Below are 13,004 nucleotides of genomic sequence, written 5' to 3' on the forward strand. Positions count from 1 at the left end.
GAGATGCATCAAACTGCATCTCCTTCTTTTATTTATTTAATACCCAGTTTCTTGGCAATATCCTTAGGCAGTGCATCCTTGTGCACAATGATGTTCATTGTTTTATAGCGCACGAAAGCTTTGGAAGCATACCACAGTCCTTTGTACTTTCCGGCTTCACCCCAAGAGTTCTTTACCATATAGTATTCGTTGCCTTCCTGGTCTTTGGCTATACCGTAAATCAGCATACCGTGGTCGTCAGTAGTTTCCCAGTTGTCGTATGCCAGCTGGCGCTCTTCTTGTGTGCACCACTTCTGCGGTTGAGGCTTGCTGTTCAGTTTCTTTTCTTCGGGTTTCATTTTCAGCCAGTGTGCCATGTCCGAACCGCTCAGTTCTTGCACCTTTTCTGCATCGGGCATTACGGCTATACCGTCGCGTGTGAAGCCTTGTTCGCTTACGTCACTACCCCATGCAATGGTGTAACCCTTATTGATAGCGTTGTCAAACACTTCCATCAACTCGTCGATAGGCAAGTTGTAGGAAGAAGCCCAACGCCAGTTGTCTTGTATTTCCAGGACGAACGGCTGGTAGAAGGGATGGTGGGTATAGGAAGTCAGTGAGATATAGTCATCTGCATTCAGTCCGGTAGATTCATAGAAAGACTTCGGAGTATATTCCTTGCCTTTGTAGGTGAACTTCTCGGGACGTTCGCCCAGATAGATGTCGTGGATGGCAGTGATGGCCTTCTTCCAAAGCGGGTTATTTTCCTTGTCTGCTTGCAGGCTGCGGTGTCTTCCCTTGGCAATGGCTGCCACTACGGCATCAGATACGGCTGTCAATTCGGTGTGGTTGCTCAGCGTGTCGCCATACATAACGCCCGGACGCATTTCCTCTTCGGGCACCAGACCGAAAGTTTTCATACCATAAATTACATCGTAGAACGAACCGCCTTGTGAGAACGAAACGTCACCATGTGTACGCACTGCCTTGTCGGCACGGTCCAGATAGGTGTTGTGTACGATAAACATTTCAGAAAAGTCGTATTCGCCTTTGCCCATGCGGAGCAGTTCGGATTCGATGAATGCCAGTCCGGAATAGCACCAGCATGTACCGGCACGGTTTTGGTTCTTAACAGAAGTGATAGGATTTTCTTTTACGGTTGTAAAAATGAAACCTTCCTCTTTCGGAGTGTCTTGTGCTATTGTGTTTAAACTTAATAAACCCAATGCAGCCATCAGTATTGATTTCTTCATCATAATTAAAATGTTATAGATTTATAGTTGCAACTGCAAATATAGGCAGAATATCGTAAACAAAAGCTATCTTTGAAGCGTTAATTCTGACACTTATGGAGAAAATAATACGTATCGACGACCATAGCGGTCTTGTTTTGGAGGGCGGCGGTATGCGCGGCGTCTTCACTTGCGGTGTGCTCGACAGCTTTATGGATCGTGGCATTCGCTTTCCCTATACCATCGGCGTCAGTGCCGGAGCCTGCAACGGACTTTCTTATATGTCCGGTCAGCGCGGGCGTGCCAAGTACAGCAATATCGACTTGCTGGAAAAATACAATTACATCGGATTGAAGTATCTGTTGAAGAAGCGGAATATCATGGATTTCGACTTGTTGTTCCAGGAGTTTCCGGAACACATACTTCCCTACGACTACGAGGCATACTTTCATTGTCCCGAACGTTATGTGATGGTAACTACCAACTGCGAGACGGGCGAAGCGAACTATTTTGAGGAGAAGCGGAGTAAAGAGCGCGTCATTGATATTGTGCGTGCTTCGAGCAGTCTGCCGTTTGTCTGTCCCATTACCTACGTGGACAACATCCCGATGCTGGATGGAGGTATTGTGGACAGTATCCCTTTGATGCGTGCCCGTCAGGATGGATTTACCAATAATGTAGTGGTGTTGACGCGCAATCATGGGTACCGTAAGGAAATTCAGGGAACGAAGGTTCCACCTTTTATATATAAGAAATATCCGCTATTGCGTGAAGCCATCAACCGCCGCAGTATTGTCTATAATCAACAGTTGGAGCAGGTGGAACGGATGGAAGCCGCCGGGGAAATCGTTGTGATCCGTCCACAGAAGCCGGTAGTGGTAGACCGCATCGAGCGTGACATCAAGAAGCTGACGGGGCTTTATGAAGAAGGATATCGGTGTGCGGAACAGTTTGTTTTTTGAGAAGTATAGATTTATTTTCCTGAGGTTATTATTGTTTACTAATAGATAAATGGTGAGGCATTAATGACTTTTTTGAGTAAATTGGCATTATATATAAATCCTTAAAATATCTGTATTAAAGAGTCGTGTAGGATTGATTCTAGCACGACTCTTATATTTACTGTTGCATGAGAGGAGTATTATTAATATCCGGGGTTCTGCGTAAGATTTTTATTTAAGTTGAGTACATCGATAGGAATTGGAAATACTGTTGTGTATCCGTTGGCATCGTATACCCAGTCTCCTGCAGAATTGGCATGCGGTACGCCTGGATACTTATCATCTGTAGCCTCAGTGTAGGTACCAAAACGGATTTGATCTTCTCTCCGAACAGGCTCCCACATTAATTCAAGAGCACGTTCATCAAGTAAGTCTTGTAATGTAAGGGTTTCTCTTGGTTGGGCATTCACCCGATTACGAACTTCATTTACCAGTGTAAGTGCTTCTGAAATATTCCCTAGACGATATTGTGCTTCTGCTGCGAGTAGTAGCGCATCCGCATATCGGTATACCACAAAATCTGCATTAGTATAATGAGCCCACATTGTGTTTTTGTCGGTTTTATCAAGCTCCAGTTTTTTTACTCTAGCTCCAGCCCATTTCACTATATATAATCCTTTAGGGTCAGAGTATGAAGTTACGTCATAATCAATACGGGCTTGGAATGGTAAATAGGTTCCATAAGGATTATAAGATTCGGAAACTTGTGAGGCAATTCTTTTTCCGTCAACATACACATCTCCATAGAAAAAGCTCATGTCCCAACGTGGATCTGTTGCTGAATAGTCAGCAGTTTCTGTCGCTTCGTCATAGGTCGCACCAAATATTTTAACAGCTTCTATTGTTGCTATTGGACCGTTCCCACCATTAAATCCCATAGCAGCAGAATGTGCATAATGCAATGAGTACCAATGTAAATTTTGACTAAGGCGGTAAGTGTCTGTATCATTAGGACGAATAAAAATATTTTCAATAGAACCTTCGTTGCCTACAAGGAAATTAGATTTAAAGTTATCAGCTAGTGCATATCCTAATTCTTTAATACGTTGTTTGCAGTATATAACAGTTTCCCAGGCGTTACGTGTAGTTCCTTCAAGAGTGATTGTTATATTCTTTCCGGCATTTGTAATATAGGATTCTACTGCGTTAATTCCTCCAGTGAAGGAGCCATCGTTCCAATCTTCTTTTGAAAAGATTGGTGCATTGATAGCTAGTTTTGCCATCATCATATAACCGACAGCCTTTGTGATACGCCCATAGTATTGGCTGTTTGAATCTGCGGACTTTGCTTCAGGTAGGTGTGGTATGATATCGGTTAATTCATCACGTAAAAAATCATAAACTTGAGTACGATTTGGTTGCTTTACGTCTGCCACTTTGGTATCTGAGGAAACTATAATAGGTACCCTGCCAAAAAGATTTATTGCATGATAATAATAAAATGCTCTACAAGCTCTAATTTCATATTGATAGTCTTTGAGATAATCTTCTCCTCCCTTATCTATCATATCTTGTAAGTCTTCATAAGCAGAATTACATAAACTAATCTGTTTGTAAATGTCATTCCAAGTTGCTAAAAATGCCGCATAAGATGGTGACCAACTGTGTAAGAAAGCATTCTGATGGAAACCGCCATCTACCCAGTCACCTTGACGACCGGGCAACATTGCTAAATCCGATGTGAATTCTGATAAAAAGGAGTAAGGGTATGTACGAAACTCAAAGCAGGTTCCTTGTAATCCCATTCCTGAATATATAGCAGCAACAGAATTGATATATACTAATGTGGGATTACTTAATGCGTCCTCTTTTTGGAATTTGTCATAGGCAACTTCGTCAAGAAAATCAGAACAACTGCTTAGTAATAGTATTGCTATTGTCACTAAACCTAATATTTTTTTCTTCATGGCTTTCTATTTTTATGTTTAGAAACTAAGAATTAACTGAATAGTATATGTTCTATTAATAGGATAGATATTACGAGAATCAACTCCACCTTGAAAACTTGCTGAGTTAATCATTGGAGTTAGTCCGGAATAACCAGTAATGGTAGCTACATTATTACATGAAAGTGCTATGCGAGCATTGGAAAAGACTTTGAATACTTTGGTGGGAATGTTGTATCCCAATGTTATATATTCAATGTTTACATAATCTCCTTTTTCAAGCCAATATGAAGTATGTACAATATCATAGATACCTAAGTCAGGGGCTGTCTTAAGTACATTATATGAAGGAAATAAGTTTAAGTTATTATAATTAAGATGGGTTGCGTTATAAATTTTATGTCCAAATGCGCCATTGAATTGGACAGACAGGTCGAATTGCTTATATCGTAACTGTGCATTAAGATTCATGTTGACTTTTGGTACAACTTGACCAAGTATCTCTCTATCTCCAGAATCTGAGTGGTCAATGGTTCCATCACCGTCTAGATCTTTAAATTTATATGTTTTCTTTCCATCTGAAGCTTGATTGAAGCCATCGTGTACTGGTAAACGGAAAATACCAACGGGATAACCTTCTGCCATATAAGTAACAGCTGTGTTTGCGGTAAGCCCTGAACCACCTGCACTTGATACTACTACCCAGTCTGTGGTAGTTAATGCTTCACCATTATATGCTCCTGAAAGTGATATTAATTTATTTTTTAAGAATGATACATTACCTGATAAATTGAGTCCCCATTTTTTATTTTTGATTACTTCTCCTGAAATGGAAAATTCAAATCCTTTATTAACCATTTCTCCCATATTGGCAAGTAAGGTGGGGTATGTAAATGGCGGAACAGATACATTATATGTATACAGTAAATCTTTAGTTGTTGAATGGAAGTAATCCATCGTTCCACGTAAACGACCATTGAACATTGTAAAGTCCAATCCAATATCAAAAGTATATTTTGTTTCCCATTTTAAATCGGGATTAGCATTGGAAGCTACAGCATAAGTTACTACTGACTGATTGTTGTAAGATGAAATTCCATTTGGAGATAAGACTTGTAAAGAGTTGAGTGGTGAAATAGCATCTTGATTACCTGTAACTCCATAACCGGCACGTAGTTTAAGTGTAGAAAATATTTTTTGCTTTTTCATGAATTCTTCATTACTGATAATCCATGCGGCAGATGCGGAAGGGAAAAATCCCCATTTATGGTTAGCTCCAAGTTTAGATGAACCATCTGTACGTGCATTCACTGTTATTACATATTTATTGTCAAACATGTAGTTGAGGCGTGCCATATAAGATAAAAGTGTGTTCTTTTGAGCCCCTGATGATGCATTTCCATAACTTAATAGGGCACCGGCTGCAAGATTATTATATTTAAAGTAGTTGGTATCAAACCCTTCTGTATATACAGAACTATTGAATGTATAGTAGGATTGACCTTCTACTAGAGCTAAAGCATTAATTGCATGTTTGTTAAATTCTTTTGAGTAATTTGCTTGTATATTACCCATCCAATCTTTGCCATGTCGATTGCTGACCTGAGCACGTCCACGATTACCTCTATAAGCATATACATCATTGGGGTAATATGCTTTATTATTTGCGTTTACATACATAAATGAGCCAAAAGCGCTTAATGATAATCCATCGATTATCTTATATGTTGCTCTTGCACTGGCATTAATGCGTGTGCTTTCATTTTTCAAATCGTATTCCATTATTTCTCCTGGATGTACAACCATTGATGAAACATTGTTGTCAATGTCCCATATACCAGTTTCTGGATTTCTTTCAGATGGATATGTTGGATTATAAACGGCAGCGCTTGACCAAACATTGGAACCTGGCTTGGATTCACGGTAAATAGCAGATAAATTAAATTCAAGACTCAATTTATTATTTAGACCATGTAAGTTTGAGTTGAAACGTCCGTAATACGTGGTATTACCAGTATTACGTACTGATCCGGTTCTGTCATTTATACCAAATGTGGCACGCATGCTTCCTTTTTTTGTTGCTTGTGTAAGAGAGACTGTATGATTATTTTGGGTATATACAGAATTTTGTACCCAATCCATCCAGTTGGTACTTGCACCTAAATCTTTTCCTACTCCAGAAAATAAAGTTTGATTGACATGCCTCCATTCGTCAGGTGATAACATTTGTAATTGTTTATATGCATGGCTGATACCGAATTGGCCATTATATGTGATATTGGAAACTCCTTCTTTTCCTTTAGCTGTAGTTACAACAATTACGCCTGCTGCACCGCGTGAACCATATTGGGCTGTTTCAGAAGCGTCTTTTAAAACTGTAACTTCTTCAATATCTTGGGCTGCAATTGTATTTAACATCTCTAGGGATCCGAAGACTCCATCTATGATTACTAATGGATCATTACCTCCTGATAAAGAAGATGTTCCACGAATGCGGACAGTCGGTTCAGCATTAACATTCCCACCGTCTTGAGAAATAACCATACCAGGAACTTTGCCTCTGATGGCATCAATAGGAGTAGCAATATAACCAAGATTCATATCTTTTGCCGTAACACGATCTACTGCTCCTGATACAGATCGTTTATTACCGACAGCATAACCGATAACTACTACTTCATCCAGAGCTTTACTGTCTTCCACGAGGGTTATATTAATTTTTTTTCTACCAGCGATAGCTACTTCTTGGGTTATGCAACCTACGTAAGAAAAAACAAGAGTAGCATCACTGTTTGTGTTGATTGTGTAATTTCCATTAAGGTCGGTGATAACTCCTTGGGTGGTTCCCTTAACTAATATGCTAACACCTATAATAGGCTCATCATCTGTTCCAATAACAGTTCCTGTCACACTGATTTGTTGAGCTAATATGGAATTGGAATAAAGTATGAATAAAAATGTTATCCATATGAATTTTTGGGTAAATATATGTGTTTTCATAATCACATTTTCTAGTTAATCAAAAGTTTGTTATGTGGGCTGTCCTTTTTATAAGGATAGCCCAGCTTTTTTTAATGAGTGGCTTCATTGATTAAATCAAGTAGTCCATTGACAATGGCGCTTTCTGCATATCCGGGTTTTAATCTGGAAGAAAGTACTTCAAATGTCTGAAAACCATAAGCTGCATCATTAGGTATATATCCAGAACGTGCTGTTCCATTTGTTATTGTTGCCATCATTGTGCGTGTATATGGAGATTCATTTTTCAATCTGACTGCTATATAATTAAATATTTCTGCATTAACAGATGTAATAGGTATATTGTCTAGCATAATTAGACCGAGACGGAGCTCAATCGGGTCTGCATCTTCATATTTGCCTTCGTAGCCAGCTCTTCCTTTATTTAATCGGTTACGTCCTGGACAAGTTATAATTTTGCTTCCCGTATTAATTGGAATAACTGTTTCATAACGTTTGATATTACGCATAACATGTTGAACTTCTTCTCCTAACATTTGCCCCATAGATATGATGATATCTTTCTGTTGTTGCATTAGTTTTGCTACTTGAGGGTTGTTCCGGTCAAGCCCTGTGCCTCCTGGAGGCATTGCATTTGAGATATCTTCGCCTCTTTTTGCATATTCCTTAATACGGATATCTCGTAACTCATACGTCTGATTGAAGTAAATCGGGTTTTGGTCACCACTGGCTCCGGTTGACCATACTGCTATTATTTCATTATCAAAAGTGTCTTCTATGTATTTGGAAGTTGTTCCTGGTACATCTCCACTAATCATATCCAACTGCCCTGCTGCAACAGCATGCATTGCGTAATTATAATATACTGCGATGGGTTTGTTATCCATTGTTTTGAAACAGATGACTGCAACTGTTTTATCTGATATCCCTTCATAGTTGGGGCCTTCCCACCAGCCGTGACGTTCTTGATCAAAAATATTGCGATTGATATTGATATATGAAACTCCACTACCATATCCTATTTGGGCAGGTTGTAGTTTGGATGTGGCTTCTTTAATGGAAGAGAATATTTTTTCATTCAAGACTTCTGGTTTTAAACGTGCTCCACTATGTGTATGTGACGCTGTAATCATTATATTATTTTGGGGTATTCCAATTTCCGTCTCAACCCGTTCTGTTATAGTCTTCCATTGAGCATCACTGATACCACCTATATCTACTGTAACCAATGCTGCTTTCGTATGATTATTATCAATTACAATAGCTCGGCTATGAATATGGTCAAGGATACCGAAAGAATTCGGTGGTAATTCATCTTGATTAGGAGTAATGTCCACTTTTGCAGCTCCAACCCTTAATGTTCCTTTGGGACCGTTTTGCGCATAAGTAGGACTTACAAGCATTATGGAAAAAAGCATTATAGCTAATCCATACATTTTTTTTGCTTTACATGTTTTCATGGTCTTAATAATTTGAGTTTAACTTAATATATTATTTATTTTATAACAATGGCAAATATAGCGCTAAGAAAATGAAATGCTTGTCAAATATGTTTCAAAAACTATGAATTTTGTTACCTCAGCATTGTTCTACAATACTGAGGTAACATTTGTTATAGTAGTTGCAACATTAATTATGTCCAGGCTTCTTTTTTTGTTGTTTCTTTGCAAAACCTTATTAATATAATACCATTAAACATGAAACATTTATTAACACAGTGGCAGATGGCAGTAAAATGGAGTATAGCATTATTCGCAAGTTTGTGCTGTTTACTCTTTTGGGGTTGTAAACAAGCTACTCATTTTCAGATGCAATTGGAGCATATGAATGAGTTGGAAAGTATTATTTATGTGGAAGGACAAGCAAAAATATTGCTTCTTCCAATTCAAGAGTCTGCAGATGAATCTCTTTTGCAAATAGAGAGTGGGGACGGGAATAAAATTATGCAGACTTTAGACGTACATATGGCAGTTGACAGTATAGATTATTTTGTTCCTCTTGATTTAGATAATTATCGGCAGGGTAGTGGAGAGACTATTATGATTCGTATGAAAGGACTCTATAATAATGCTGTTACGTGGGATGCTATAGAGCTGGTTGATACTTTTGATACTACTAACCGTGAAACTTTTCGTCCAATTTACCATCACACACCTTTGTATGGTTGGATGAATGATGCCAATGGATTGGTCTATAAGGATGGAGAATATCATCTTTATTTTCAATATAATCCTTATGGCTCTGTTTGGGGGAATATGCATTGGGGACACTCAGTCAGTAAAGATTTGATGCATTGGGAGCATAAAGCACCGGTGATTGCTCGTGATTCTCTGGGACATATATTTTCAGGTAGTTCTGTTGTAGATGTAGAGAATACAGCTGGTTATGGTGCAGGAGCTATTATTGCTTTTTATACTTCTGCAAGTGAAAAAAATGGGCAAATTCAGTGTATGGCTTACAGTAAAGATAATGGGTATACTTATACTAAATATGAAAAGAACCCTATTCTGACTCCTTTTGATGGGATAAAAGATTTTCGTGATCCCAAGGTCTTTTGGTATAATCCTGAAAAGAAATGGATTATGATTGTTTCTGCTGATAAAGAAATGCGCTTTTATGCTTCGTACAATTTAAAGGATTGGACATATCTTAGTGCGTGGGGAGAAGGATATGGTGTGCAACCTCGTCAATTTGAATGCCCAGACATGGTCCAATTACCAGTTAATGGTAATAAGGATTATATGAAATGGGTTATGATTGTCAATGTAAATCCTGGTTGCTATTTTGGGGGAAGTGCTACGCAATATTTTGTAGGCAATTTTGATGGGACGAAGTTTGTCTGTGATAGTCCTAAAGAGACAGTAAAATGGCTGGATTGGGGAAAGGACCATTATGCAACAGTTTGTTTCTCAAATACTTGTGATAGGGTTGTTGCAATACCTTGGATGAGTAATTGGCAGTATGCAAACATCGTTCCTACAAAACAGTTTCGTAGTGCTAATGCCTTGCCTCGTGAGTTAGGGTTGTATGAACAAGATGGTGAATTTTATGTATCAATAACTCCAGTAAAGGAAGTACGTGATATACGTAAAGAAGTGAGGGAGATATCTACATTTATGGTTGATACCGAGTATCATGTGGATACATTGTTGAATGAGAATAGTGGGGCCTATGAAATTGAAATGCAGTTTGTCAATGGTACAGCAAATATAATGGGGGTTAAACTATTTAATGAAAAAGGTGAAGAGGTTGATATTTACTTAGATTTATTAGAAAGTAGATTAGTAATGGATCGCACGAAGAGTGGTATTGTTGATTTTGGTCGTAATAGTCAATCTCATATACTTGAAACCCATGATAAACGTATGAAAACTTCGATTAATTATATCGATGATTTTGCTCTTGCTACTTGGGGGCCTATAGTAAAAACAATGAGCCATACTTTAAATATATTTGTTGATAAGTGTTCTGTTGAGATTTTCCTTGATGGTGGTAAGGTAGCTATGACTAATTTGGTTTTCCCTAATGAGCCATATAATCGTATGAGTTGTTATGCAAAAGGTGGAAGCTACAAAGTGAATAATTGCAGAATTTACAGATTAGGATTTTAAAAAATAGGATATAATTATGCAAAAAACGAATTCTTTGGCAAAGCTCTTTCCGGTCATGCTTTGCTTCTTCGCCATGGGCTTTGTGGATTTGGTGGGCATCGCCTCCAACTACGTGAAGGCCGACTTGAACCTGACCGACTCGCAAGCCAACATATTCCCGTCTCTGGTGTTCTTCTGGTTCCTCATCTTCTCCGTACCTACGGGTATGCTGATGAACCGCATCGGACGCAAGAAGACGGTGCTTCTCAGCCTTGTCATCACGTTTGCCTCTTTGCTTCTCCCGGTTTTCGGAGACGGCTACGTGCTGATGCTGCTCTCGTTCTCATTGCTGGGCATCGGCAATGCGCTGATGCAAACGTCGCTCAACCCGTTGCTTTCCAACATCGTAAGCGGCGAGCGGTTGGCAAGTTCGCTCACCTTCGGACAGTTTGTAAAAGCCATTGCTTCGTTTCTGGCTCCATACATCGCCATGTGGGGAGCTACGCAGGCCATTCCGTCTCTGGGCATGGGCTGGAGGGTACTGTTCCCGGTCTATATGGTCATTGCGGTGATTGCCATTCTTTGGCTGAGCGGTACTTCCATCCGCGAGGAAAAGGAAGAGGGACGCCCTTCCACCTTCGGGGAGTGCCTCGCCCTGCTGGGCAAGCCGTTTATCTTTCTCTGCTTCCTGGGCATCATGTGCCATGTGGGCATTGATGTAGGTACGAATACCACAGCGCCCAAAATCCTGATGGAGCGTCTGGGCATGACGCTGGCCGATGCCGGCTTTGCCACCAGCCTTTACTTCATCTTCCGCACGGCGGGTTGCTTTCTCGGAGCCTTCATTCTTCAGAAGATGGCTCCCCGAACCTTCTTCGGCATCAGCGTGTTATGTATGTTGGCTGCGATGGTAGGGTTGTTCGTTTTCCATGAAAAGACAATGATATACATTTGCATTGCCCTTATCGGTTTCGGCAATTCGAACATCTTTCCGGTTATCTTCTCCCAAGCGTTGCTTGCTATGCCACAAAAGAAGAACGAGGTTTCCGGCTTGATGATTATGGGGCTCTTCGGCGGTACGGTGTTTCCGATAGCAATGGGCTTGGCAAGTGATGCTGTAGGACAAAGCGGTGCCGTGGCTGTGATGACGGTAGGGGTAGTGTACTTGTTCTTCTATATGCTGCGTATGAAGCGGTAATCTTTGTTCGCAGGCTGCGGACACATATCCCAAGGCTGCGGATATCTGTCCCAAGGTTGCGGATGTCTATCCCAAGCCTTGGGATAGAGATAATCCTTAGTTCTTAGAGACTTTTTAATAGATAATTGGCAACTTTTCATTCTATAGTTAGGAACTTTTTTATTAGGTTTGCAGCGGGTAGGACATTGAGTTTGCCGTGAATAAAATATATCATTCATTAAACAATATAATATTATGAATAAGATAATAGTAGGTATGGGCGAGGCTCTGTGGGACTGCCTCCCCGAAGGAAAGAAGATAGGCGGTGCTCCGGCAAACTTTGCTTACCATGCATCGCAGTTTGGTTTCGACAGCCGTGTGGTCAGTGCCGTAGGTGCCGATGCGGATGGGGACGAGATTCTGGATGTGTTCGCCCGGAAGGGGCTGCGCACGCAGATTGAGCGCGTGCCTTACCCCACGGGAACGGTGCAGGTGACGCTCGATGCCGTGGGCGTGCCGTGCTATGAGATAAAGGAAGGCGTGGCCTGGGACAACATCCCCTTTACCGACGAACTGAAGCGTCTGGCACTGAACACGCGTGCCGTATGTTTCGGCTCTTTGGCGCAACGCAGTGAAACAAGCCGCATCACCATCAACCGTTTTCTCGACACGATGCCCGATGCGGAGGGGCAACTGAAGATATTCGACATCAATCTCCGCCAAGGGTTCTATACCAAAGAGATACTCTGCGAATCCATGCGCCGCTGCAACATCCTCAAGATAAACGATGAGGAGCTGGTGACCATCAGCCGTATTTTCGGCTACCCGGGCATCGACTTGCAGGACAAATGCTGGATTCTGCTGGCCAAGTATAACCTGAAGATGCTTATCTTGACTTGTGGAACGAACGGCAGCTATGTGTTCACTCCGGGAGTGGTTTCCTTCCAGGAGACGCCCAAGGTACCGGTGGCGGACACCGTTGGAGCCGGTGACTCGTTCACGGCAGCCTTCACCGCTGCCATTCTCAGCGGGAAGCAGGTGCCCGATGCCCATAAACTGGCGGTGGAAGTCTCTGCCTATGTATGTACCCAGAGCGGTGCCATGCCGGAATTGCCGGACGCCTTGAAAGAAAGGCTGGCATAGATTTTTCTTATTCTTTT

The 13,004-nt window shown here is 40.9% G+C and carries 8 protein-coding genes; 4 read left to right on the plus strand and 4 right to left on the minus strand.

What is annotated here, in order from left to right:
- Positions 1 to 32: 32 nt before the first annotated feature.
- The gene (locus DWX62_RS07350; RefSeq protein ID WP_034525503.1) at positions 33 to 1,232 is read right to left on the minus strand and encodes a C1 family peptidase; all 1,200 of its coding nucleotides are present in this window, start codon (positions 1,230 to 1,232) and stop codon (positions 33 to 35) included.
- Positions 1,233 to 1,327: 95 nt separating this feature from the next.
- Between DWX62_RS07350 and DWX62_RS07355 the strand changes: the two genes are divergently transcribed.
- On the plus strand, positions 1,328 to 2,173 hold the full coding sequence (locus DWX62_RS07355) for a patatin family protein (protein WP_120172663.1): 846 nt from the start codon (positions 1,328 to 1,330) through the stop codon (positions 2,171 to 2,173).
- A gap of 182 nt (positions 2,174 to 2,355) precedes the next feature.
- Here the strand turns inward: DWX62_RS07355 and DWX62_RS07360 are convergent, their stop codons facing one another.
- The 3 genes from DWX62_RS07360 to DWX62_RS07370 all read right to left on the minus strand — a co-directional run bounded on the left by DWX62_RS07360 (position 2,356) and on the right by DWX62_RS07370 (position 8,537).
- Positions 2,356 to 4,119 (minus strand): RagB/SusD family nutrient uptake outer membrane protein, encoded by a 1,764-nt coding sequence (locus tag DWX62_RS07360; protein ID WP_022401574.1) that lies wholly within the window; start codon positions 4,117 to 4,119, stop codon positions 2,356 to 2,358.
- Between the two features lie 18 nt (positions 4,120 to 4,137).
- Positions 4,138 to 7,098, minus strand: a complete 2,961-nt coding sequence (locus DWX62_RS07365; protein WP_009036545.1) for a TonB-dependent receptor — start codon at positions 7,096 to 7,098, stop codon at positions 4,138 to 4,140.
- A 71-nt stretch (positions 7,099 to 7,169) separates the two neighbouring features.
- Positions 7,170 to 8,537, minus strand: coding sequence for a neutral/alkaline non-lysosomal ceramidase N-terminal domain-containing protein (locus DWX62_RS07370; RefSeq protein WP_022401572.1), 1,368 nt, complete (start codon positions 8,535 to 8,537; stop codon positions 7,170 to 7,172).
- A gap of 237 nt (positions 8,538 to 8,774) precedes the next feature.
- On the opposite strand from DWX62_RS07370, the gene DWX62_RS07375 reads away from it, so the two are divergent.
- The 3 genes from DWX62_RS07375 to DWX62_RS07390 all read left to right on the plus strand — a co-directional run bounded on the left by DWX62_RS07375 (position 8,775) and on the right by DWX62_RS07390 (position 12,987).
- On the plus strand, positions 8,775 to 10,688 hold the full coding sequence (locus DWX62_RS07375; protein ID WP_229075267.1) for a GH32 C-terminal domain-containing protein: 1,914 nt from the start codon (positions 8,775 to 8,777) through the stop codon (positions 10,686 to 10,688).
- A 16-nt stretch (positions 10,689 to 10,704) separates the two neighbouring features.
- Positions 10,705 to 11,865: an MFS transporter gene (locus tag DWX62_RS07380; protein ID WP_022401570.1), complete on the plus strand. Its 1,161-nt coding sequence runs from the start codon at positions 10,705 to 10,707 to the stop codon at positions 11,863 to 11,865.
- A gap of 234 nt (positions 11,866 to 12,099) precedes the next feature.
- Positions 12,100 to 12,987 carry a carbohydrate kinase gene (locus DWX62_RS07390; protein ID WP_005835617.1) on the plus strand — a complete coding sequence of 296 codons (888 nt, stop codon included), beginning with the start codon at positions 12,100 to 12,102 and terminating at the stop codon, positions 12,985 to 12,987.
- Positions 12,988 to 13,004: the final 17 nt, after the last annotated feature.

Source organism: Bacteroides sp. AF20-13LB (assembly GCF_003603065.1).
Lineage (GTDB): Bacteria > Bacteroidota > Bacteroidia > Bacteroidales > Bacteroidaceae > Bacteroides > Bacteroides uniformis.

What these genes read in the sequence shown, in the direction of transcription:
- DWX62_RS07350 (WP_034525503.1), bottom strand. Translation starts at nt 1,232, where the DNA reads ATGAAGAAATCAATACTGATGGCTGCATTGGGTTTATTAAGTTTAAAC.
- DWX62_RS07355 (WP_120172663.1), top strand. Translation starts at nt 1,328, where the DNA reads ATGGAGAAAATAATACGTATCGACGACCATAGCGGTCTTGTTTTGGAG.
- DWX62_RS07360 (WP_022401574.1), bottom strand. Translation starts at nt 4,119, where the DNA reads ATGAAGAAAAAAATATTAGGTTTAGTGACAATAGCAATACTATTACTA.
- DWX62_RS07365 (WP_009036545.1), bottom strand. Translation starts at nt 7,098, where the DNA reads ATGAAAACACATATATTTACCCAAAAATTCATATGGATAACATTTTTA.
- DWX62_RS07370 (WP_022401572.1), bottom strand. Translation starts at nt 8,537, where the DNA reads ATGAAAACATGTAAAGCAAAAAAAATGTATGGATTAGCTATAATGCTT.
- DWX62_RS07375 (WP_229075267.1), top strand. Translation starts at nt 8,775, where the DNA reads ATGAAACATTTATTAACACAGTGGCAGATGGCAGTAAAATGGAGTATA.
- DWX62_RS07380 (WP_022401570.1), top strand. Translation starts at nt 10,705, where the DNA reads ATGCAAAAAACGAATTCTTTGGCAAAGCTCTTTCCGGTCATGCTTTGC.
- DWX62_RS07390 (WP_005835617.1), top strand. Translation starts at nt 12,100, where the DNA reads ATGAATAAGATAATAGTAGGTATGGGCGAGGCTCTGTGGGACTGCCTC.